Annotated in this window: 18 protein-coding genes; 11 read left to right on the forward strand and 7 right to left on the reverse strand. The window is 64.7% G+C overall.

The window, feature by feature from the left end; translation table 11 throughout:
- Window positions 1-96 precede the first annotated feature (96 nt).
- The 6 genes from LZ005_RS02705 to LZ005_RS02730 form a co-directional block, all read right to left on the reverse strand.
- Entirely contained in the window at window positions 97-807 is a 711-nt protein-coding gene (locus tag LZ005_RS02705; protein ID WP_237804420.1) for a LytTR family DNA-binding domain-containing protein, read from the reverse strand.
- Entirely contained in the window at window positions 795-1,874 is a 1,080-nt protein-coding gene (locus tag LZ005_RS02710) for a sensor histidine kinase (RefSeq protein ID WP_237804422.1), read from the reverse strand. Before LZ005_RS02710 ends, LZ005_RS02705 begins: the two co-directional genes overlap by 13 nt.
- On the reverse strand, window positions 1,871-2,842 hold the full coding sequence (locus tag LZ005_RS02715) for an FHA domain-containing protein (RefSeq protein ID WP_237804424.1): 972 nt from the start codon (window positions 2,840-2,842) through the stop codon (window positions 1,871-1,873). Before LZ005_RS02715 ends, LZ005_RS02710 begins: the two co-directional genes overlap by 4 nt.
- Window positions 2,839-4,155 (reverse strand): serine protease, encoded by a 1,317-nt coding sequence (locus LZ005_RS02720; protein ID WP_237804426.1) that lies wholly within the window; start codon window positions 4,153-4,155, stop codon window positions 2,839-2,841. The genes LZ005_RS02715 and LZ005_RS02720 overlap by 4 nt, the downstream gene beginning before the upstream one ends.
- A gap of 60 nt (window positions 4,156-4,215) precedes the next feature.
- On the reverse strand, window positions 4,216-4,848 hold the full coding sequence (gene ribA, locus LZ005_RS02725) for a GTP cyclohydrolase II (protein WP_237804428.1): 633 nt from the start codon (window positions 4,846-4,848) through the stop codon (window positions 4,216-4,218).
- 77 nt (window positions 4,849-4,925) lie between these two features.
- The gene (locus LZ005_RS02730) at window positions 4,926-5,627 is read right to left on the reverse strand and encodes a pirin family protein (protein ID WP_237804430.1); all 702 of its coding nucleotides are present in this window, start codon (window positions 5,625-5,627) and stop codon (window positions 4,926-4,928) included.
- A gap of 113 nt (window positions 5,628-5,740) precedes the next feature.
- On the opposite strand from LZ005_RS02730, the gene LZ005_RS02735 reads away from it, so the two are divergent.
- From LZ005_RS02735 to LZ005_RS02745, 3 genes are read left to right on the forward strand one after another with little or no spacing between them, the layout of a single operon-like run.
- Window positions 5,741-6,661: a LysR substrate-binding domain-containing protein gene (locus LZ005_RS02735; RefSeq protein ID WP_237804432.1), complete on the forward strand. Its 921-nt coding sequence runs from the start codon at window positions 5,741-5,743 to the stop codon at window positions 6,659-6,661.
- Window positions 6,662-6,719: 58 nt separating this feature from the next.
- Window positions 6,720-7,709, forward strand: a complete 990-nt coding sequence (locus tag LZ005_RS02740) for an EAL and HDOD domain-containing protein (RefSeq protein WP_237804434.1) — start codon at window positions 6,720-6,722, stop codon at window positions 7,707-7,709.
- Complete coding sequence (locus LZ005_RS02745; RefSeq protein WP_237804436.1) at window positions 7,702-9,876, forward strand: bifunctional diguanylate cyclase/phosphodiesterase; 2,175 nt, start codon at window positions 7,702-7,704, stop codon at window positions 9,874-9,876. Before LZ005_RS02740 ends, LZ005_RS02745 begins: the two co-directional genes overlap by 8 nt.
- A gap of 9 nt (window positions 9,877-9,885) precedes the next feature.
- Here LZ005_RS02745 and LZ005_RS02750 read toward each other — a convergent pair whose 3' ends face one another.
- A complete protein-coding gene (locus tag LZ005_RS02750; protein ID WP_237804438.1) occupies window positions 9,886-10,101 on the reverse strand; it encodes a DUF3820 family protein in 216 nt (71 codons plus the stop codon).
- A 94-nt stretch (window positions 10,102-10,195) separates the two neighbouring features.
- Here LZ005_RS02750 and LZ005_RS02755 point away from each other — a divergent pair, with 94 nt between their 5' ends.
- From LZ005_RS02755 to LZ005_RS02790, 8 genes are all read left to right on the forward strand, one after another.
- On the forward strand, window positions 10,196-11,557 hold the full coding sequence (locus LZ005_RS02755; RefSeq protein ID WP_237804440.1) for an NYN domain-containing protein: 1,362 nt from the start codon (window positions 10,196-10,198) through the stop codon (window positions 11,555-11,557).
- 20 nt (window positions 11,558-11,577) lie between these two features.
- Window positions 11,578-13,044: a sodium:solute symporter gene (locus LZ005_RS02760; protein WP_237804442.1), complete on the forward strand. Its 1,467-nt coding sequence runs from the start codon at window positions 11,578-11,580 to the stop codon at window positions 13,042-13,044.
- Window positions 13,041-14,903, forward strand: coding sequence for a signal peptide peptidase SppA (sppA, locus tag LZ005_RS02765; protein ID WP_237804444.1), 1,863 nt, complete (start codon window positions 13,041-13,043; stop codon window positions 14,901-14,903). The genes LZ005_RS02760 and sppA overlap by 4 nt, the downstream gene beginning before the upstream one ends.
- A 27-nt stretch (window positions 14,904-14,930) precedes the next feature.
- Window positions 14,931-17,060, forward strand: coding sequence for a S46 family peptidase (locus tag LZ005_RS02770; protein ID WP_237804446.1), 2,130 nt, complete (start codon window positions 14,931-14,933; stop codon window positions 17,058-17,060).
- A complete protein-coding gene (pnuC, locus tag LZ005_RS02775; RefSeq protein WP_237804448.1) occupies window positions 17,060-17,659 on the forward strand; it encodes a nicotinamide riboside transporter PnuC in 600 nt (199 codons plus the stop codon). Before LZ005_RS02770 ends, pnuC begins: the two co-directional genes overlap by 1 nt.
- Window positions 17,656-18,171, forward strand: a complete 516-nt coding sequence (locus LZ005_RS02780) for an ATP-binding protein (protein WP_237804450.1) — start codon at window positions 17,656-17,658, stop codon at window positions 18,169-18,171. The genes pnuC and LZ005_RS02780 overlap by 4 nt, the downstream gene beginning before the upstream one ends.
- A gap of 203 nt (window positions 18,172-18,374) precedes the next feature.
- Complete coding sequence (locus tag LZ005_RS02785; RefSeq protein ID WP_237804452.1) at window positions 18,375-21,275, forward strand: toll/interleukin-1 receptor domain-containing protein; 2,901 nt, start codon at window positions 18,375-18,377, stop codon at window positions 21,273-21,275.
- An 86-nt stretch (window positions 21,276-21,361) separates the two neighbouring features.
- Entirely contained in the window at window positions 21,362-22,084 is a 723-nt protein-coding gene (locus LZ005_RS02790; protein WP_237804454.1) for a hypothetical protein, read from the forward strand.
- Window positions 22,085-22,109 lie beyond the last annotated feature (25 nt).

Below are 22,109 nucleotides of genomic sequence, written 5' to 3' on the forward strand. Positions count from 1 at the left end.
GTTGTCTCCGGAATGGAATGGAGACAGCCTAAAAGCGCTGCGTGCGTGCGGCCAGCGTCGTGGGGCGAAGCGGGGGCGGGCCGGGGCGAAGCGGGGTCAGGCCGCCTGCAGACGGGCCAGCACGGCGGCGCGGAACTGGCGGCTCAATGGCGCGCGGGCGCCGCCGCGCAGGGCGATCTCGCCATCGCCCTTGTCGTCGGTGTGCAGGCGTTCGACCCAGGCCAGCTGCACGGCGGCGCGCCGGTGGCAGCGCACGAAGCCCGGGCCCAGGCTGTCGAGCAGGCCGGCCAGGCTTTGGCGCAGCAGCGGTGCGCCGTCGGGCGTATGCAGCACCACGTAGTTGTCGGCCGTCTCCAGCCATTGGATGTCGCTGGTGCGCACCACGCGGGTGGCGCCCCGTTCGCTCACCAGCAGCTGGGCCACGGCCGGCAGCGGCGGACGTGCGGCGCTGCCATGCAGGCGTTCGCGCAGGCGTGCCAGGGCGCGCGCCAGGCGCGCCTGGTCATACGGCTTGAGCAGGTAGTCGATGGCGTTGGCATCGAAGGCGGCCAGCGCGTACTGGTCGAAGGCGGTGACGAACACGATCAGCGGTGCCGGCTCGGGCAGCGAGGCCGCCAGCTCCAGGCCCGAGACCTCGGGCATCTGCACGTCGAGGAAAAGCGCGTCCGGACGCTGGCGCCCGATCCGTTCCAGCGCGTCCAGCGCGTCCGGCGCTTCCTCCACCAGCGTGATGCCGGCTTCCTGGGCCAGCATGCGGCGCAGCTTGTCGCGCGCGGGGCGCTCGTCGTCGACGATCAGCACGTGCATGGCAGGCGCAGTTCGGTCAGCACGCCGGCCGGGGCCAGCTCGCTCAGATGCAGGCTGGCCTGATCGCCATACAGCATGGCCAGGCGTTCGCGCAGGTTCTTCAGGCCCAGGCCCGGGCGTTCGCCGGGGACGAGGCGGCCGCCGTCATCGGCCAGGCGCAGCAGCAGCGCGCCCTCGGCCAGGGTGGCGCGGATCTGGATGGCGGTCGGCTCGCGCCGTTTCTCCACCGTGTGCTTGAAGATGTTTTCGATCAGCGGCTGCACGCTCATGACCGGCACCAGGCAGGCCAGGGCGGCCGGCTCGATGTCCCAGTCGATGCTGGCGCGCTCGCCAAAGCGCGCCAGCATCACGGCCGCATAGCCGCGCGCGATGCGCAGTTCGTAGTCGAGCGTGGTGGTCGGCTGGTCGCCGGCGTCGAGCGCGGCGCGCAGGGTGTCGGCCAGCTGGATCAGCACGGCGTCAGCCTTGTCGACGTCGCTGTGCATCAGCGAGGACACGGTATTGAGCGCGTTGAACAGAAAGTGCGGCTGCATCTGCTGGGTCAGGCGCGCGAGCTGGGCCTGGCGCAGCGCCGCCTTTTCGCGGGCCGCGGCCAGCTGGTCTTCGGCCCAGGCGCGGTAGCTCAGCATGCCGAAGGCGATCAGCATGAACAGCAGGTAGAACACCGAGATCTTGAGCGACTCGTAAAGCACCACCTCGCCCCAGGGTTCATGCCGGTACTCGGCGCCGGCCAGCGCATACACGCCATGGCGCAGGCTGAAGGCGGCCGGCGTGAACACCAGCCAGTACACGGGCAGCCAGGCCAGCATGCGCGCGAACCAGCGCAGCGGCTGGGCCACCAGCGGATCGAAACGGCGCGTCAGGCGGCGCTGCACCAGCAGCAGCACGGTCAGCGCCACGGCCGACGAACTCTCCCACAGCACCGGCTGCCAGTAGGCCTGGCCGCCCTGGCGCCGGTAGTCTTCCAGGGCCACGGAAATCAGCATGACCCAGAACAGCAGCCAGGCGGCGCCCAGCACGCGCAGGCTGCGCCGGGGCGAGGGGAAGGGCGCAGGCAGGCGGCTCATTCCTCGTCCAGATCGTCGTCCTTGACGGCCTTGCCGCGCTCGGCGTCGAGCGCGCCCTGCTGGCTGCGTGCCGCCGCCAGAAAGCTGTCGACAGTGCGCTCCTGGCTCACGCGCAGCGCGGGCGGCAGCAGCACCGCCATGTACAGGTCATCGGCCGGAGTGCCGAGGCGCTGCTGGTTCGACATCAGGTCGAGCCCCGCCACCAGGCCAAACAGAATGCCGCAGGCGCCGGCGAAGCGGCGCGGGTGGTGCGGCTTGATGGTGGTGAAGTGGAAGTACAGGGTGGCGCTGGCGATCAGAATCGCGGCCAGGGAGCCGAAGCGCGTGATCCAGTCCCAGGAAAACGCGAAGGCCAGCACGCTCGAAGCGTATTTGTAGACGAGGGTCGCGGCCAGCGCCGCGCCGAGGATGAACAGATGGCGCCCGAAGCGCGCGCCGCGTCCGAACAGGCGATTGGCGAAGGCCCAGACGCCGGCCCACAGCAGACCGGCCAGCACGCCACCGGCCAGCCACTGCAGATAGCGCAGCGGCTGGAAGGACTGGGTGTCGTTCTGCCAGACCGTGGCCAGCATGAACAGGGCCACCAGCAGCAGACCGCTGACGCCGGGCAGGGCGCCCTCCCAGCCGTGGTTGGTGCGGTCCACCAGCTCCGCAGCGACCGGATAATCGGCCGCGCGCACGCGCAGATTGGTATGCCCCATGCGCACCACGGTGTCGCCGTCGAGCGCCAGCTGATGCACGCGGCGGCCGCGGTGCACGGTGCCGTTCTGGCTGCCCAGGTCGCGCAGCTGCAGGCCGCCCTCGGGCGTGGCCTCGATCAGCGCGTGGTGGGCGCCCGTGTGGGCGTCGTCAAGAATGAAGTCGCAGTCGTAGGCGCGGCCGATGCGGATCGGCAGGCGGTCCACGCGCTGGCGGTGCAGCACGTCGCCATTGCGCGCCAGGACTTCGATGTGCCAGGGACCGTTCATGGCTGGCCGCCTTTCGACAGGGCGCTGAGGAAGCTGCGCGTGACGCGCATGCCATTGTCGAACGAGACGCCGTTCACATCGAGCCGGCTTTGCAGGCTGGCGCGCGGGTCGTCGACGGTGGCCGTCAGCAGGGTGAAGTCGTACAGGCCGGCGAACTTGCGGTAGGCGCGCATGCACAGCACGGCGCGCACGGGCAGGGCGCCATTGCGCACAAAGCTTTCGGTGCAGCGCGGCGCCGTCAGGCGGGTATCGCGGCCGCCGCCCAGGTTCCGTTCGCGGAACTGGCTCGAGGCCAGCGCGGCGAAGCGCAGCGTGTCGAGGGTCTTGGCGCGCAGGTAGCGGTGATGGATGTTGACGTGGCCGGTCTGCTGGTTCTCGGCGATGTAGATGGCCGACTCCATATTGCAGGCCATGCCGTCGTCGCTGAAGCTGCCCTCGGTGCGCGCGTTCGGGTAGCCCCAGCAGCGGATCTGGTCCGACTCGCGCACCGGCACCATGTAGGGCCCCAGGGCCTTGAGCGAGAACGGGCTGTCGAGCAGGCGGCTCACCAGATTCTGCTGGTGCGCCAGCAGCTGCTGGCCGATCACGGTCTTGAAGTCGGCCGGCGGCGCTTTTTGCTGCTCCACCTGGCGCAGCAGCTCCTGCGCGTGGCGGGCCGGCACCAGAAAGCTGACCAGCTCTCCGTCGCGCCGCTTGGCCACGTTGACGCCGACCACGGTGCCATCGGCCGTCACATTCGGCCCGCCGCTCATGCCGGCGTTGATCGGACCGGTGAACAGCAGCTGGTCGTAGAAACTGCGCTTGATGACGCCGTTGTAGGCGCCCTCGGAAATGGCAAAGCCCAGGTCGAGCGGATTACCGAGCGAGTACAGGTACTGGCCCTGGCCCAGACGCGCGCTGGTCTCGGGCAGATTGAAAAAGCCGCTGCCGGCGCGCGTGATGCGCACCACGGCCAGGTCGTGCAGCACGTCCACGGCCAGTAGTTCGACCGGGCCGCTGCGGCCGTCGGTATCGGAGAACTCGCCGACATAGGTCTCGGGGCTGATCGCCAGCTGCGACACGACATGGTAGTTGGTGACCACCAGGCGGCTGGTCCCGACCAGGAAGCCGGAACCGACCGAGGCCTGACTGCGCCCGCTTTTCACGAGAATGCGGATCTGCAGCAGGTCGGCCTTGGCGGCCGCATACAGCTTCTGCGCGGCCGAGGAGGGAGGCGGCAGGCTGTCGTCCACCACTTCGGCGGCGACGGCCCGGGCGCTGCCCACGCACAGGTTCAGGGTGAGGAGCAGTGCGGCAAGCGGGGCAAATTTCATGCGGTCCGGTAGTGGGGCTGGCGGTCGGTTGACGCGCCTAGCATACCGGATTTGGCGCGCTTAGAGTTGGCCGTCTTCTGCGACCGGTTCGGGCTGGGCCGACATCAGGTGGCCCAGTTTCAGCGCCTTGGTGTCGAGGTAGCGCGCGTTGAAGGCGTTGCGGTTGACCAGCAACGGCACGCGCTCGACCACCTGGATGCCGAATTTTTCGACGGCGGCGATCTTGCGCGGGTTGTTGGTCATCAGGCGCAGCTGGGTGATGCCGAAGTGGGCCAGCATCGGCTGCACGAGCGCGTAGTCGCGCTGGTCGGCGTGAAAGCCGAGCTGCAGATTGGCTTCGACCGTGTCGGCGCCGGCTTCCTGCAGGCGGTAGGCGCGGATCTTGTTGACCAGGCCGATGCCGCGCCCTTCCTGGCGCAGATACAGCAGGATGCCGCGCCCGGCCTCGGCGATCTTGCGCAGGCCGCCTTCGAGCTGGGCGCCGCAGTCGCAGCGCTGCGAGAACAGCACGTCGCCGGTCAGGCACTCGGAGTGGAAGCGCGCCAGCACTGGCTGGCCGTCGCCGACCTCGCCCAGCACCATGGCCAGATGTTCCTTGCCGCTGCCGCGCTCCACGAAGGCGTGCAGGGTGAACTGCGCCCACGGCGTGGGCAGGGCGCAGGAGGTGGCGTAATCAAGGACGTCGGTGCTCATGGACTGTGCTTCTTCAATGCGTAAGAACGGAAGTTTACCGGAAATGGGGCGAGCCGTCCCGAGTCGCCCCTCTAGCATCAGGCGGGCAGGTCGAACAGCAGCACTTCGGCGTCGCTGGCCTGGTCCAGCACCACACTGGTTTCCTCACTCAGTTTGGCGGCGTCGCCGGGGCCGAGCGCGGTGCCGTTCACGCTGATCTGGCCGCGCACCACGTGCACATAGGCCTTGCGCGCGCTGGCCAGCGTGTACTCGATGCGCTGGCCCGGCACCGGCAGGGCGGCGAACAGACGGGCGTCCTGGTGGATGCGCACCGAGCCCTCGCGCCCATCGGGCGAGGCGATCAGGCGCAGCCGGCCCAGCTTGTCGGACGGGGCGAAATGGGCCTCCTCGTAGCCGGGGGCGATGCCGCGCTCGTTCGGTGCGATCCAGATCTGCAGGAAGTGCACAGGCTCCTGGCGCGAGTGGTTGTACTCGCTGTGGCGCACGCCGCTGCCGGCGCTCATGCGCTGTACGTCGCCCGGACGCAGCACCGAGCCATTACCCATGCTGTCCTTGTGTTCGAGCGCGCCGTCCAGCACGTAGGAGATGATCTCCATGTCGCGGTGGCCGTGGGTGCCGAAGCCCATGCCGGGCGCGACGCGGTCCTCGTTAATCACCAGCAGGGGGCCGAAGCCGGTGTGCTCGGGGTCGTAATAGTCGGCGAAGGAAAAGCTGTGCTGCGATTGGAGCCAACCGTGATCGGCGCGGCCGCGCTCAGTGCTATGACGAATTTGCAACATGATGATCTCCTTGAACGGTTTCGAAGGTTTCGAAGCTATGTTTCGCAGTATAGAATCGAAACGCTTTCAAAAAAAACGGAAAATATCGGCCGCTATCATCGAAAATATCGAATATGCTGAAACTCTCGCTCGACGCCCTGCAGGTACTCGATGCCATCGCCCGGCGCGGCTCGTTTTCGGGGGCCGGGGCCGAGCTGCACCGGGTGCCCTCCACCATCTCCTACACGGTGGCCAAGCTCGAACAGGATCTGGACGTGCAGCTGTTCACGCGCCACGGGCCGCAGGTGCGCCTGACGGCGGCCGGGCGCGAGCTGCTGGCCGAAGGGCGCCAGCTGCTGCTGGCGGCCGAGGAGCTCGAATACCGCGTGCGCCGCGTGGCCCAGGGCTGGGAGACCGAATTCGCGCTCGGCCTCGATGGCAGTGTCGATCCGGCCCTGCTGGAGACCGATCTGGCCGACTTCTATGCACTCAACTGCGGCACCCGCCTGCGCATCGCCAGCGAAAACCTGACCGGCACCTGGGAGGCCCTGCTCGAACGCCGCGTCGACCTGCTGATCGGCGCGGCCGGCGAGGGCCCGCCCGGCGGCGGCTATGTGGCCGAGGAGCTGGGCAGCCTGCGCTTTGTGTTCTGCGTGGCGCCCCAGCATCCGCTGGCGAGCGCGCCCGAGCCGCTGACCGGCGCCGTGCTGGCTGCGCACCGCGCCGTGGTGGTGGCCGATTCGGCGCGCCGGCTGGCGCCGCGCACGGTGGGCCTCTTGCTCGGCCAGGACAGCCTGACCGTGCCCGACATGCGCGCCAAGCTGGCCGCCCAGTGCGCAGGCCTGGGTTTTGGCTTCCTGCCCGAGCCGACGGCGCGCGCCGCCATCGCGCGCGGCCAGCTGGTGGCGCGCCACGTGGAGCAGGGCCGCGCCGACGAACGCTTCTTTCTGGCCTGGCGCAGCGGCGACGACGGTCAGGCCCTGCGCTGGTGGCGCGCGCGCTGGCGCGGGCCGGACGCCTTCGCCCGTCTGCTGGCCCATCTCCCCGGCGTATAGCCTTCGCAAGGGGTCTCGGGGTAACATAGGCAGAGATGTCATAACTTTGGCCAGTACGATGAATACTTTGAACGCAGCACCGCTGGTGTTTTTTCAGGTTCTCGCCGACCGCAACGGCGTCCCCGCGGCCCTGCTGTTCCAGTCTGGTCCCGGCCCGGTGCAGGCCCTGACGGTGCTGGCCGAAGATGAAGCCTTCGACAGCCTGAGCGCGCAGTTCCCCTGTCTTTACCCGATCGCGTCCGACGCGGCCCTGGCCGAGGCCCTCAACGTGGCCGGCTGGAAGGCGCTCGACACCATCACCGTGCATGTCACCGATGAAGCCTTCAGCAAGGACCTGCCGCCCCAGGTGGCCTGGGTCGGCGGCGCCTGGTGCATGACGCCGCCGCTCAAGGCCCAGGGCCCGCAGGCCGCCTCGCGCGCGCTGGCCCTGCAGCTGGTGCAGAAGGTGGCGGCCGACGCCGACACCCACGAAATCGAGGCCCTGCTGCGCCAGGACCCGACCTTGTCCTATCACCTGCTGCGCCTCGTGAATTCGCTCGGCATGGGCACCGGCCGCAAGATCACCAGCTTTTCGCAGGCCATCCTGATCCTCGGCCGCCAGCAGCTGCGCCGCTGGCTCAATCTGATGCTGTTTGCGGCGCGCCAGGGCGACGTGCGCTCGCCGATGCTGCTGGCGCGCGTGGCCGTGCGTGCGCGCATGCTGGAGCTGCTGGCCAAGGCGCGTGGCCTGGACCGCAGCGTGCAGGAACAGGGCTTCATGGCCGGCATGTTCTCACTGCTCGGCGTCCTGTTTGGCATGCCGCTCGACGAGGTGCTGGCCCCGCTGGCCATCAGCGAGGCCGTGGCCGGTGCGCTGCTGCGCCAGGAGGGTGAACTGGGCGATCTGCTGAAACTGGTGGAACTGGCCGAAGCCGGCCAGTTCGAGGCCCTGGCCGCGGGCCTGGCGGCGCAGCAGATCAGCCGCGAGGATTTCAATGATGTGGTGGTCGACGCCTTCAGCTGGATGCTGGGCGTGGTGAAGGAGAGCTTGGGAAGCGGGCATGGCTGACACGACCCTCGACTTGTGCATGGCTCTGGCCCGTGCCGCGCGCTCCCAGGAGGGCGCGGCGCTGGCGCAGACATTGGACAAGCTCGATGCGGCCCTGGCCGAACTGCGCGCCGCGCAGGCGCCCGACCGGCTGCGTGCCCAGCACGCGCACACGTTTGCCTCCTCGCCCGAGCCGGTCATCGTGCTCGACATGGCCGGCTACCTGACCGGCTGGAACCGCGCGGCCGAAAACCTGTTTGGCTACACGGCCGATGAAGCCATCGGCCAGCACGTGCTGTTCCTGTATGCCGAGGATGACGACAGCCCCGGCATCAATGAACTCTTCCTCGAGGAAGCCAGCGCAGTGATGGAAGTGCGGCGCCGGAAGAAGGACGGCGAAGTGATCTGGGTGCGCATGGCGCTCTCGCTGATCAACGACGACGCCGAGGAACCGGTCGGCATGCTCGTGCATCTGACCGAGGTCGGCGCCCAGCTCAGTATCGAAGACAAGGTCCAGCTGCACGCCCGCATCATCGACGAATCCGACCAGGGCGTGCTGATCACCGACGGCCAGGAGCGCATCGTCTCGATCAATCAGGCCTTCACCGACATCACCGGCTACACGGCCGAAGATGCGATCGGCCAGACGCCCGACCTGCTGCGCTCGGGCGCCCACGACGCCGAGTTCCGCGCGCGCGTGCGCGCCGCCATGCGCGGCGAAGGCCCTTGGCGCGGCGAGATCGTCGGCCGCCGCAAGAACGGCGAGCTGTTTCCGCAGTCGGTGACGATCAGCGTCGTGCGCGACGAGCGCGGGCACATCACCCATACCTTCTCGATCTTCTCCGACATCTCGGTGCACAAGGATGCCGAGGCGCGCATGCAGCGCATGGCCAACTACGACAATCTGACCGGTCTGCCGAACCGCAATCTGTTCGGCCAGCTGATGGGCCAGGCCCTGACCGAGGCGCGCCGCTCGCACGAATACGGCGCCCTGATGATGATCGACGTGACGCGCGTGGGGTCGGTCTCGGATACGCTCGGCCACGACGTGGCCAATGAACTGATTATCGAAGTGGCGCGCAAATTCCGCGCCACCATGCGCGACGCCGACATCCTGGCGCGCCTGGAGGGGACGCGCTTCGCCGTGGCCCTGCCGCATATCGAAAAGCGCGAACACGCCGGTATCGTCGCGCAAAAGCTGATCGCCACCCTGGTGCAGCCGGTGCAGCTGGCCGCGCACACGCTGCAGGTGGGCGCCAATATCGGCATCGCCGTCTTCCCCGAGGACAGTCTGGATGCGACCTCGCTGCTGCGCTTCGCCGATGTCGCGATGGGCAAGGCGGCCCAGGCGGGCGACGCCGGCTTCCTGTTCTACCGCGAGGAGATGGACCAGCGCGCCAAGGAGCACCTGCGCCTGGAGACCGAGCTGCGCCACGCGCTGTCGACGCGCCAGCTGGAGCTGCACTACCAGCCCAAGGTCAGCCTGCGCAGCGGCCGCATCGTCGGCGCCGAGGCCCTGATCCGTTGGCGCCACCCGGAGAAGGGCATGATCTCGCCGGGCGTGTTCATTCCGCTGGCCGAGGAAACCGGCCTGATTCTCGATATCGGCAGCTGGGTGCTGGAAGAAGCCTGCCGCCAGATCAAGGAGTGGAAGGACGCCGGCCTGGCGATGCCGCCAATCGCCGTCAATCTGTCGGCGCGCCAGTTCGATCCGGGCCTGCCACGCCGGGTGTCCGATGTGCTGGACCGCTATGCCGTCAGCCCCGAACAGCTGATGCTCGAAATTACCGAGAGCCTGCTGGTGCGCGGCGCCGACACGGTCGTCTCGATCATGAATGAACTGGTGGCCATGGGCCTGGCCCTGGCGCTGGACGACTTCGGCACCGGCTATTCGAGCCTGGCCTATCTGAAGAAATTCCCGATTTCGACACTGAAGATCGACCGCTCCTTCGTCATCGGTCTACCCTACGAAGAAAACGACTGCGCGATCGCGCGCGCCATCGTCACTATGGCCCAGCAGCTGCGCCAGGAGATCGTGGCCGAAGGGGTGGAGACGGCCGAGCAGATGGCCTTCCTGCGCGACCTCGGCTGCGACCAGCTGCAGGGCTATCTGTTCAGCGCCGCGGTCACGGCCGACGAATTCGTGCGCATGCAGACCGAGGGCCAGCGCCTGGCCTTCGGGCGCTAGGCGCGCGCCTCAGCGGCGCAGCGGCTGCAGCAGGCCGCGCAGATTATTGTGGTCGAGTTCATACATGAGGGCCAGCAGCTCGCCCAGCTCCCCGCGCGGGAAGCCTTCACGCGCAAACCAGCCCAGATAATGCCCAGGCAGCTCGGCCAGCACCCGGCCCTGATAGCGGCCGTAGGGCATGGTCCGGGTGAGCAGCAGCTCGAGTTGGTGGGGCTTGAAATCCATGGTGCGCAGGTGGGGGCCGGGCGCCGAGTGTGCCCGCCGCTGCGCGCGCCGTCAAGGCGGTATAATCGCGCATCCTTTTAGCGAGACGACAAGCATGGCTTCATCCCACGACAATCTCAGCATGGCAGTGTTCTGCGACTTCGAAAACGTCGCTCTGGGCGTGCGCGACGCGAATTACGAGAAGTTCGATATCAAGCCGGTGCTCGAGCGCCTGCTCCTCAAGGGCAGCATCGTGGTGAAAAAGGCTTACTGCGACTGGGACCGTTACAAGGGCTTCAAGGCGCCGATGCACGAGGCGAACTTCGAGCTGATCGAAATTCCCCATGTGCGCCAGTCGGGCAAGAACTCGGCCGACATCCGCCTCGTCGTCGACGCGCTCGACCTGTGCTACACCAAGTCGCACGTCAATACCTTCGTGATCGTCTCCGGCGATTCCGACTTTTCGCCGCTGGTGTCCAAGCTGCGCGAGAACGCCAAGATCGTGATCGGCGTCGGCGTCAAGCAGTCGACCTCGGACCTGCTGGTGTCGAACTGCGACGAATTCATTTTCTATGACGACCTGGTGCGCGGCCGCGAAGGCGCCAAGCGCGACCAGCGCCAGTCGACCGCCAAGCGCACGCCGGAAGAGGAAAAGCGCCGCAAGGACGAAATGGAAGCGCGCCGCTCCCAGGCCATCTACCTGGCCGTGCAGACCTTCGAAGCCATGATCGCCGAGCGCGGCGACAGCGGCAAGATCTGGGCCTCGCTGCTGAAGGACGCGATCAAGCGCCGCAAGCCGGACTTCAGCGAGTCCTACTGCGGCTTCCGCACCTTTGGCAATCTGCTCGAGGAAGCCCAGCACCGCGGCATGCTGGAAGTGGGCCGCGATGAAAAATCGGGCGCTTATGTCTACCGCAGCAGCGGCGCCGCCCGCATCGAACCGCCGCAGGCCGAAGCGATGGCCGCCGAGGGTCTGCCGGCCGAAGACCTGAATCAGACGCCGGAGACGGTGGAAGCGGCCCAGGCCGACGATGCCGCGCTGCTGGCCGAGGCGCCGGCACGCGCCTTCAAGCAGCATGAGCCGCGCCGCAAGGCACGCGGCGGCCAACGCCAGGGCAAGCAGCCGACCGCCGCGACCGAGGCCGTGGAGGCCGAGAGCGAGACCGTGCCGGAAGCCGCCGTCGCCGAGGCGCCGGTCGCCGACAGCGCCGATGTACCGGCCAAGGGCCGCTCGCGCCGTGGCCGTGGCGGCCGTGGCCGCGACAGCGCCAAACCGGCCAAGGAGGAGGGCGCGCCGGTGGCGGCCGTCGCCGAGGCACCGGCGCCCGCACCCGTAGCCGACGTGCCAGCCGAAGCCAAGCCCAAGGCCGCGCGCGCACCGCGCAAACCGAAGGCCGCTGTCGCTGAAGGCGACGCCGGCGAGGCCGCGGCCAAGCCGCGCAGCCGCGCGCGCAAACCCAAGGCCGCCGCCGAGTAAGCGCCGCCCAGCCACGGACCATGTCGCCCGTTCTCCTGTTTGGCATCCTGCTGGCCTATTTCGCGCTGCTGCTGCTGGTGGCGCGCATCACGGCGCGCGGCGCCACCAATGAGAGCTTCTTCATTGGTAACCACAACAGCAACTGGATGCTGGTGGCCTTCGGCATGGTGGGCACCACCCTGTCCGGCGTCACCTTCGTCAGCGTGCCCGGCGCGGTCGGGCGCGACGCCTTTGGCTATCTGCAGATCGTCATCGGCTACGCGATCGGCTATGTCAGCATCGCCTACGTGCTGCTGCCGCTGTACTACCGGCTGCAGCTGACCTCCATCTACCGCTACCTCGAAGTGCGCCTGGGCCGGCGCGCCTATCTGAGTGGCTCGGCCTTCTTCATCCTGTCACGCCTGCTGGGCGCCACCGCGCGCCTTTATCTGGTGGTGAACATCCTGCAGGCCATCATCCTCGACAGTCTGGGCGTGCCGTTCTGGCTGTCCACGCTGGTGATTCTGGCGATGATCCTGCTGTACACCTACCAGGGCGGCGTCAAAACCATCGTCTGGACCGACACCCTGCAGACCACCTGCATGCTCGGCGGCCTGGTGATCTGCAGCTTTTATCTGCTCGATGCGCTGCAGCTCTCGCCCATGCAAAGCCTGGTGCAGATGCAGGAACGCGGCCTGGCGCGCGTGTTCACCTGGGACTGGGCCAGCCCGAACAATCTGTGGAAGCAGATCGTGGCCGGCGCCTTCATCACCCTGACCATGACCGGGATGGACCAGGAGATGATGCAGAAGACGATCTCGGTGAAGACCCTGCGCGACTCGCAGAAGAACATGCTGACGCTGACCGTGGTGCTGGTGGTCGTGCTGGCGCTGTTCCTGTTCCTGGGCGGGCTGCTGCATCTGTTTGCGGCCCAGGCAGGCGTGACGGCCAGCGGCGACAAGCTGTTCTCCGCCGTCGTCATGGGCCATATGCCGGCCGCCGTACAGGTGATCTTCCTGGTGGCGCTGATTTCGGCCCTGTTCCCGAGCGCCGATGGCGCCATCACGGCGCTGACCTCGAGCTTTTGTATCGACATCCTCGGCATCCAGCGCCGCGCCGACCTGAGCGAGGCGCAGCAGGTGGCGCTGCGCCGCCGCGTGCACCTGAGCTTTGCCGCCGCCTTCCTGCTGCTGGTGCTGGTGTTTAAATGGGTCGATGAACCGAGCATGATCGCGGTGCTGCTGAAGATCGCCGCCTACACCTATGGCCCGCTGCTTGGCCTGTTCGCCTTTGGTATCCTCACGCGCCGCACGCCGCCCGAAGCCTGGGTGGTGCCGGCCGTGCTGTCCGGCCCTGTGCTATGCGGCCTGCTGGACGCCAGCCAGCACCTGCTGTTCGCGCACTACCGCGTCGGCCTTGAAATGTTGGCCATCAATGGCCTGATCGTCTTCCTGGCGCTGCTGGCCGCGCCGGACACGTCGTCCGCTTCCCCCAAGGAGAGCCCATGAGCCTCAAGCCCCTGTCCCTGATTGGCCGCGTGTGGCGCGGTTTCTGGAGCGCCGTCGATTCCACCCGCCGCGCCACGATGAATCTGCTATTCCTGATTCTGGTGGTGGCGATCGGCTGGGGCATGTTCGCCGGCGGCGTCAAGCCGCTGCAGGACAAGACGACGCTGGTGCTGCGCCTGTCGGGCGTGGTGGTAGAGCAGCACACGCTGAACGTGCGCGAATCCCTGCTCTCCAGCGTCAACGGCGACGGGCGCAAATCGATCCAGCTGCGCGACGTGCTGACCGTGCTCGATAAGGCTGCGGCCGATCCGAGCATCGGCATCATCTTCCTCCAGCTCGATGAACTCGATGGCGCCAGCATGCCGCAGCTGCGCGAAATGGGCCTGGCGCTGGAGCGCGCCAAGCAGGCTGGCAAAAAGGTGCTGGCCTGGGGCGGCAATTTCGACCAGCGCCAGTATCTGCTGGCCGCGCATGCCAGCGAGGTCTATCTGCACCCGATGGGCGCCGTCGTCATCGAAGGTCTGGGCCGCCACCGCAACTACTACCGCGACGCGCTCGAGAAACTGGGGGTGACCGTCAACGTGATGAAGGTCGGCACCTACAAGAGCTTCGCCGAGCCCTACATCGGCAACGGTCCTTCGCCGGCGGCCGCCGAAGCCGACGCCTTCCTCTACAACGGCCTGTGGAGCACCTACACGAGCGAGGCCGAAAAGGCGCGCAAGCTGACGCCGGGCGCGGTGATGGCCTATATCGACGGCATGCCGGCCCTGATGGAGGAGTTCAAGGGCGACGCGGCCAAGGCGGCGCTCAAGGCCAAGCTGATCGACGGCCTGAAAACGCCCGACGAAATGCGCGAGTACGTGATGAAGCTCGGCGCGCGCGACGCCGAGGGCAAGAGTTACCGCAAGATCGCTTTCGATGAATACCTGATGCGCCAGCGTCCCAAGCTGTTTGGCGATGCCGTGGCCGTGATTGTCGCCCAGGGCAATATCGTCGATGGCGTCAGCGGCCCCGGAAATACGGGCGGCATTTCCACCGCAAGCCTGATTCGCCGCGCGCGCGAAGACAGCCAGGTCAAGGCCGTGGTGCTGCGTATCGACTCGCCTGGCGGCAGCGCGTTTGCGTCGGAACTGATCCGGCGCGAACTGGAAATCACGCGTGCGGCCGGCAAACCCGTGGTGGTGTCGATGGGCGGCGTCGCAGCCTCGGGCGGCTACTGGATTTCGATGGCGGCCGACGAAGTCATCGCCGACCCGGCCACCATCACCGGCTCGATCGGTGTTTTCGCCATCCTGCCGACGCTGGAGAAAACCATCGACAAGCTGGGCGTGCACACGGCTGGCGTCACCACCACCTGGCTGGCCGACGCCTACAACCCGCTGCGCCCGCTGGACCCGAAGGTGGCCAGCCTGATTCAAAGCAGCGTGGGCCACATCTACGACGAATTCACGCGCCGTGCCGCGCAGGCCCGCAAAACCACGCAGGACAAGATCGACGCCGTCGGCCAGGGCCGCGTGTGGACCGGCGCCCAGGCCAAGGAGCGCGGCCTGATCGACCGCCTGGGCAGCTATCAGGATGCGATCAAGGCCGCCGCCCAGCGCGCCAAGCTGCCCGAGGGCTACCGGGTCAGCTACGTCGAACGCGAGACCTCGCGCCTGGAGCGCGTGCTCGAAATGCTGGGTGTGTCGCAGACCCTGGCACTGAAGATCGAAACGACGCTCGGCCTGGGGCCGGTGCAGCTTCCGCTGCCGGGCGCCGCCAGCGAAGCCGTCGGCCGCGATCTGCGCTGGCTGGCCGACGTGACCGAACACCGCAAGCCGTTTGCCGTGAGCGCGCACTGTCTGTGCGAACAACCATAAGACTATCCACACCACCGGAGAGAATCGATGATCAAGTCCATCCTCGTGCCTGCCGTCCTGCTCGGCGCCGCCACCAGCGCGCTCGCGGACGAAGGCCAGTGGCAGCCGCACCAGCTGCCGCAGCTGAAAGCCGAACTCAAAAAGATCGGCATCACCATCCCGGCAGAGAAGCTGGCCGATTTGTCCAAGCACCCGATGAGCGCCATCGTCTCGCTCGGCGGCTGCTCGGCCTCCTTCGTCTCGCCCGATGGCCTGATCGTCACCAACCACCATTGCGCTTACGGCGCCATCCAGCGTAATTCCACGGCCAAGAACAACTACATCGTCAACGGCTTCCTGGCCAAGACGCGCGCCGAAGAACTGCCGGCCGGCCCCAACTCCCTCGTCTACGTGACCGACAAGGTGGAGAACGTGACCGAGCGCGTGCTCAAGGACCTCGGCCCGAAAATGAGCGGTCGTGAGCGCTACGAGACCGTCCAGAAGCGCATCAAGGCCCTGATCGCCGAGTGCGAATCGGACAAGGCCTACCGCTGCTCGGTGCCGAGCTTCCACCGCGGGATGGAGTACTACCGCATCCGCCAGATGATGATCCGCGATGTGCGCCTGGTGTACGCGCCGTCCGACCAGATCGGCAATTACGGCGGCGAGACCGACAACTTCGAGTGGCCGCGCCACACCGGCGATTTCTCCTTCATCCGCGCCTACGTGGGCAAGGATGGCCGTCCGGCCGATCCCTCGCCGGACAATGTGCCTTACCGTTCCAAGGACTTCCTGGTCGTCTCGGCCGAGGGCCTGAAGGCGGGCGATCCGATTCTGCTGGCCGGTTATCCGGGCCGTACCAGCCGCTATCGTCTGCCGGCCGAAGTGCGCTGGAACCGCGACGTGAACTTCCCGCTGCGGATCGCCGAAATGCAGGCCGATATCGACACCATGCACGCCGCCACCAAGGGCAACAAGGAACTCGACGTGCGCTACGCCAGCGTGGTGAAGGGCATCTACAACACGCTCAAGCGCACCACCGGCTTCCTCGACGGCTTCAAGCGCAAGGACATCGCCGGCATCAAGGAGGCCCAGGACGCCGAGTTCCGCGCCTGGCTGGCCAAGCAGGGCGACGGCGGCAAGCAGATGCTGGCCGAACTGGAAGCCGTGATCGCGGCCGATATCGCGCTGCAGGGCGAGGAATTCGCCTGGTCGGTGGCGACCAATAGCGACCTGCTGAAGTCCGCGCGCACCCTGTACCGCCTGGCGCTCGAGAAGCAGAAGCCCGATGCCGAGCGCGAAGGCGGCTACCAGCAGCGCGACGTCTTCATGATCAAGGCGCGCATGACGCGCCTGGAGCAGTCGTTTGACGCCGGCGTCGACCAGGCCCGCTTCGGCGCGGCGCTGGCCCGCTACAGCAAGCTGCCGGCCCACCCGCAAGGGCTGGATGCGCTGCTGCCGAAAGACGTGGGCGCGCTGTACCAGGGCTCGCAATTGGCGCAGACCGCGCGCCGCCTGGAGTGGATGGAGAAGGCGCCGGCCGACTTCAGCGCCGCGAACGACGCCTTCATCCAGCTGGCCGTCAAGCTGCATGACGTCGGCATGAACCTGGAAAACCGCCGCAAGGAAGTGGACGGCAACCTGGAACGCGTGATCCCGCAGTACATGGCCGCCGTCATCGCCTGGAAGAAGTCGCAGGGCAAACCGGTCTACCCGGATGCGAACGGCACGCTGCGCGTCACCTATGGCACGGTATCGCCGTACTCGCCGCGCGACGGCGTGAGCAAAGGCCCGTTCACCACGGTGGAAGGCATCGTCGAGAAGTACACGGGCGAGGGCGAGTTCATGGCCCCGGCCAATCTGCTGCAGGCCATCAAAGAGAAGCGCTACGGCCAGTTCAAGGACCCGGTGCTCGGCACCGTGCCGGTCGACTTCCTGTCCAGCGCCGATACCTCGGGCGGTAACTCCGGTTCGGCCGTGATGAACAAGCGCGGCGAGCTGATTGGCCTGAACTTCGATTCGACCTACGAATCGGTCAGCAAGGACTGGTACTTCGATCCGCAGATCACGCGCGCCATCCACGTCGACATCCGCTACATGCTGTGGGTGATGAAGGAAGTCGACCATGCCGACAACCTGCTGAAGGAAATGCGCATCAAGTATCCGGCCAAGCCCTGATGGATGCGCTCAACGCCAGCATCGTCCTGCTTGGCTTTGCCACCACGCCGCTCGAGCTGGTGGCCTTTGTGCTGGCCTTGGCCACGGTCGCGCTGAACATCCGCCAGGTCCATTGGGCCTGGCTGTTTGCGATCCTGTCCTCGCTGCTGTACGGCGTGGTGTTCTACGACGCCCGCCTTTACGGCGACATGGGCCTGCAGGGCGTGTTTGCGGCGGTGTCGGTGTGGGGCTGGTACCAGTGGCTGCGCGGCGGGCCGCAGCAGGACACGCTGCCGGTATCGGCGCTGGACCGGCGCGGCATGGCCCTGTCGGTCGGCGCCTGGCTGCTTGGCTATGTGCTGCTGGCGGCTTTTCTGGCCCGCTTCACCAATACCGACGTCCCGCATATCGACGGTTTTCTGACGGCGGGCAGCCTGGTGGGCCAGGTTCTGCTATCGCGTAAGAAGATCGAAAACTGGCATACCTGGATCGTGGTCGACGTGCTCTACGTCGGCCTCTACGTGTACAAGCATCTGGCCCTGACCGCCATTTTGTATGGCGTGTTCGTGGTGCTGGCCGTGGCCGGCCTGCGCGCCTGGCGCAAGGAGCTGCCCCAGTGACGGTGCGCCGCATCGCCATCCTGGGCGCCGAATCGACCGGCAAATCCACGCTGGCCGAGGCCCTGGCCGCCCACTACGGCACCGTGTGGGTGCCCGAGTATCTGCGTGAATTTGTCGAGACGACGGGGCGCGTGCCCTTCGAGCACGACCAGTACCCGATCGCGCGCACCCAGATCGAACGCGAAGCCGCGGCGGCCGCCCGCGCGCGCGGCTACCTGTTCTGCGATACTACGCCGCTGATGACGGCTCTGTATAGCCTGCATTACTGGGGCAGGGTGGACCAGCAGCTGGCGGCGCTGGACGCGCGCCACGACTACCATCTGACCGTCGTCACCGCGCCCGATCTGCCGTGGACGGCGGACGGCCTGCAGCGCGAATCCGAGGCCGTGCGCGACCGTGTGCATGGCGAAGTGCTGGCCACACTGGCCGCGCGTGCGATTCCCTACGTGCTGGTGCGTGGATCGTTGACAGAGCGGGTAGCAACTGTGGTGGCTGCCCTCAGTATGCGGTAATTGGGCTTCCTCAATCCTACTCGGCGAAAATCAGCGGGAAAAATTGCGTATTAGACATCTTCAGTGTTAAGAAATTAGAATTGTTGAGCAAAAGTATTTATTTCTCCTGTACTATGTTCAATATCTAGCTCTCTTCGTCGATCCCTGTCAGTGGCATGTGGCGAATACAGCTCAATTCCAAACTTCACTGAAAGCTGCCTTGTATGAAGAAGGTCTTCTTGTCGTATAGCTGGGATAGCACTATTCACCGCGAATGGGTCCGTAAGCTTGCCGATGCTTTAGAAGAATACGCGGAATTGCATGTCATCTGGGATGGCTATGACCTCGACGCACTAGTCGATAAGAATAAATTTATGGAGTCGGGGATTTCCGACGCCGATTTCGTCGTCGTTGTCGCGACAGCTAATTACAAAGCCAAAGCAGATAGCCGTGCTGGTGGTGTCGGGATCGAAACTTATCTCGCATCAGCTGCCCATTGGGAATCGCTGCAAACATCGGGGAAGACCAAAGTATTGGTTGCTCTGCGTGAGAAAGGGGCGACCCCTACCTATCTCGCGGGGCAGCTGTATATCGACTTCAGCGATGATCAGAAGTTTCCTGACGCGCAAAGCGAGTTGCTTCAGCTCTTTTCGAGTATGCGGCGAGTGAGCCGTCCACCGAAGCGCCGTACTTTAGCTGCGGATGAGCATCAATATAGCTTCACCAAGGTAGAAGATCTGATTCGAATTTGCCATCCAAGACGACGGCAAATTGTCGGCAGTGTGACAGGCACAGATTTTTCTGGCGGCAATCGCATTAAATACGAGTTGTGGGAGACGAAAAATCCGCTGGTCGGATATTTTTTGGCGCTTTCGTCGAGTAGTAATATCACCCAGACGACCAATCATGCGATTGACCAGTTACGGCAAGCAGACATCAATCCAATTGAAATCACAGTATTGCGCCCGCGTGCTGCCCGTGGCGAGACTTCGCTTATCTCTGGCTTGTTCGCTGCTGCTGGCTTCCGCACCAAGGTGCACGAGTACACCTATAAAGACTACCTTTGGGAATTCTGTATTGATGATGATCTAAAAAGCGTTGATGAGCCTGCAGAAATTCCGAACTATACCGATCAAAGTGTAAAGTTCGTCAGTGAAGATGGTGACGATTGTGTAGCGCCCTCGGCCGCTGATCATATTGTCAGTTTGTTGACGACGCCTTCATCTACCTGTGCGCACCTGGTTGTGGCACCCGGTGGGATGGGGAAGACCTCACTTTGCCTTTCTGTTGCCGTGAAACTGCACAGTCGGAAGGACTTGAAGTCGACCGTGGTGCTTATTCAGGCTGAGTCAATTCGCCGTCATGTGGCCGAAAATGGTGCGATTTCTGGCCGCATCGATTCAATGTTCTCGTTGTACGAAATGTATGCAAAGTGCAATCATTTCGACCATATTTTCGACAGAAATACTTTCGAACTTGCTTTCCTAAGCGGAAACCTAATCGTCATTATCGATGGTTTGGATGAGTTTGTATCATTGTTTCCTGAGCGCTTCAATCTCGACACTTTCCTCCAATCCCTTGAGAACTTTCACAACGAGCTTGGCAGCAGCGCGGTTCTTCTGACCACTCGAAATTCCCATTTGGTGGATGAAGTAAAGCTGGACGAGTTGGGAATCTTGAGACTCGACTTGCTGGGATTTGATCATGCAGCCTGCCAGCGCTACTTGAGCCGGCGTTTTCGACCCTATGGCGAGATTGGGCACGCCATCGCCGATAGAGTCCAAAGCCGGATTGACAAAACCCTATTTCTAGATCCCGAGAGTCGGGTTGTTCCCTTCTTTGCCGATATTGCGGCGACGGTAGCTGAGGACGGGTTCAAGAGCGGGGACTCAGAGGAGTTCGCCGTCATACAGGATAAGACGCCTTATCCGTCCAATAATGAATTGACTGACCACATCATCTTTTCTGTGATGCGCAGGGAGCAGATTCGCCACGGTCTTGATTTGTCGGTGGCGGACGTCGTGCATCTGATCACCGAGCTTATCGTCGAGAATCCCAAGGGATGGCCACGTCAGGAGTTGCTTGAGCGTTTGATGCTCCTCTACGATTCGCGCGGCCCGGCACTCGCTGAAAAGATCGCGCTGAACCCGCTCTTGCTCCACAACGGAGAGATGCTGGAGCTCCGTTACTCGTTCTTGTCGTCATATTTTGACGTCATTGGGATATTGAACGGTATTGAACAAGTCAGCGTCGAACGGACCTTCGTCCGATCCTTGGCGCGCCTTTCTGTCGAGTCCAATGAGTTCCGCGACGTGCGGCGCTATTTCGCTCAGCGCGTGACCGCCTCCTTCGCATGCTTTCATCACCTGATTTCGAGGTTGCGGAGCGAATACCAGCGCCTGCAAGGCGGAAGCCACCCCAATGGTCAACTTGAAATCGAGCAGTTCCGCCGCGCGATTGCTGCCTTACTGTGCATCGCTGCAATTTCCCGCGGCGGGTCGGCTCAGCACACGACCGACCTTCTTCTTCAGCTGTATGACGTGGAGCGGAAGTCCCCGGAAACGGCAGTCACTGTGAGTGGTCTATTTTTGCATGGCGAGTTTCCGCCAATTGATTTCTCTAACCTGACAATATCAGATTCGCGCTTTGGAAATTACAGGAACTTCCTTGCGTCTAAGTTTTCAGAGACTAAGTTCATCTATTGCACTTTCGAGCACTGCTACAACCCGGCAATCCATTCATCTTCCTTATCGCCTTCCTGTTTTGATCCTACCTGCGATGTGGGCGACTTGAATGAGTTTATCGCCTTGGTGAAGGCAGGCAAGCATGATGAGGGGAAGTTGCTCGAAACCGAGGTTCGACGATTCCTGCATTCCTTTTTCAAAGGTGATCGTTTTACCGACAACAAGACTGAGTACATCAAATTCTCTAATCGGGTGCCTGGACTGAGTGAAAAAGGCTTCTCCAAAATGGTTGCAGAGGGCTTTATAGAGGTGAAGATTCACAAGGAAGTTGCCACATTTTATGAAATCGCCAACGGTTTTAGACCTAGCGTCCGAAGGCTGCTCGCCGATAATTATCCAGATGCCACGATGAAGAAGTTCTTCGCATTTGTACGAGGGTGATTCACAGCGCGAAATTTGTGCGCTTCAAGGTTCGGTGATAAATTCGGCAGTTATATACTGAGATTTGCCAGGCTTTGGAGATGTGCATGCGCCTACTTTCCGCAGGTTGTCTGCTGCTTCCCGCCCTGGCCTGGGCCGACACCGGCTACTATCTGGTGACGACCTATCCGGTCGAAGGCGAAAAGACAGTCGACTACAAATACTGGAAGGCGCGTCCGACGGGCGTGCCGCAGCGTAGCTCGCCCGAAGTCGGCGTGAGCCTGAACGTGAACGGGCGTTGGTACACGGAGTTTGGCGGCGTGTGGTTCGACTGCGCCTGCACCGGCGGCCGCAGTTTCGCCTCCTACTACTGGCAGAACGACGTGATGCTCACGCAGGGCCAGTACGATGTCGACGTCGCCTTTCACACCAAGATCGACCGCATGCACGACAGCGCGCGCGGCTATGGCTTCGAATGGGGGCCGGTGCTGCAGACCGAGATCGGGCGCACCCAGCTGAACTTCAACCTCTTCATCCAGCGCGATCTGCGCGGCGTGGCCAATGTGCCGGCCGAACTGGTCTACCAGGCGCAGGTCAAATACCATCACAAGCCGGCGCTGTCGTTCGGCGTGCAGGCCTTCGGCGAGGTCGGCCCGTGGCAGCACTGGCTGCCGCGCGCGCGCCAGTCGCACCGCATCGGCCCGGCCATCTTCAGCGAGATCGACGAAGGCGGCAAGCCGCGCTGGAAGCTGGAGGCGGCCATCCTCACCGGGAAGAATTCGGGCCGCACCGCCAAATCGCTGACGGCGCGCGTGCAGTACCTGTTCTGATCCGGAGCGCCCTGGCCGGGGCCAG

Source organism: Massilia sp. TS11 (assembly GCF_022012445.1).
Classification (GTDB): Bacteria; Pseudomonadota; Gammaproteobacteria; order Burkholderiales; family Burkholderiaceae_D; genus Telluria.

Coding starts and splice junctions, on each gene's coding strand:
- LZ005_RS02735 (WP_237804432.1), top strand. CDS start 5,741: ATGCTGAAACTCTCGCTCGACGCCCTGCAGGTACTCGATGCCATCGCC.
- LZ005_RS02770 (WP_237804446.1), top strand. CDS start 14,931: ATGATCAAGTCCATCCTCGTGCCTGCCGTCCTGCTCGGCGCCGCCACC.
- LZ005_RS02720 (WP_237804426.1), bottom strand. CDS start 4,155: ATGAAATTTGCCCCGCTTGCCGCACTGCTCCTCACCCTGAACCTGTGC.
- LZ005_RS02705 (WP_237804420.1), bottom strand. CDS start 807: ATGCACGTGCTGATCGTCGACGACGAGCGCCCCGCGCGCGACAAGCTG.
- LZ005_RS02740 (WP_237804434.1), top strand. CDS start 6,720: ATGAATACTTTGAACGCAGCACCGCTGGTGTTTTTTCAGGTTCTCGCC.
- LZ005_RS02755 (WP_237804440.1), top strand. CDS start 10,196: ATGGCTTCATCCCACGACAATCTCAGCATGGCAGTGTTCTGCGACTTC.
- LZ005_RS02730 (WP_237804430.1), bottom strand. CDS start 5,627: ATGTTGCAAATTCGTCATAGCACTGAGCGCGGCCGCGCCGATCACGGT.
- LZ005_RS02790 (WP_237804454.1), top strand. CDS start 21,362: ATGCGCCTACTTTCCGCAGGTTGTCTGCTGCTTCCCGCCCTGGCCTGG.
- LZ005_RS02750 (WP_237804438.1), bottom strand. CDS start 10,101: ATGGATTTCAAGCCCCACCAACTCGAGCTGCTGCTCACCCGGACCATG.
- sppA (WP_237804444.1), top strand. CDS start 13,041: ATGAGCCTCAAGCCCCTGTCCCTGATTGGCCGCGTGTGGCGCGGTTTC.
- LZ005_RS02710 (WP_237804422.1), bottom strand. CDS start 1,874: ATGAGCCGCCTGCCTGCGCCCTTCCCCTCGCCCCGGCGCAGCCTGCGC.
- ribA (WP_237804428.1), bottom strand. CDS start 4,848: ATGAGCACCGACGTCCTTGATTACGCCACCTCCTGCGCCCTGCCCACG.
- LZ005_RS02745 (WP_237804436.1), top strand. CDS start 7,702: ATGGCTGACACGACCCTCGACTTGTGCATGGCTCTGGCCCGTGCCGCG.
- LZ005_RS02715 (WP_237804424.1), bottom strand. CDS start 2,842: ATGAACGGTCCCTGGCACATCGAAGTCCTGGCGCGCAATGGCGACGTG.
- LZ005_RS02785 (WP_237804452.1), top strand. CDS start 18,375: ATGAAGAAGGTCTTCTTGTCGTATAGCTGGGATAGCACTATTCACCGC.
- LZ005_RS02760 (WP_237804442.1), top strand. CDS start 11,578: ATGTCGCCCGTTCTCCTGTTTGGCATCCTGCTGGCCTATTTCGCGCTG.
- pnuC (WP_237804448.1), top strand. CDS start 17,060: ATGGATGCGCTCAACGCCAGCATCGTCCTGCTTGGCTTTGCCACCACG.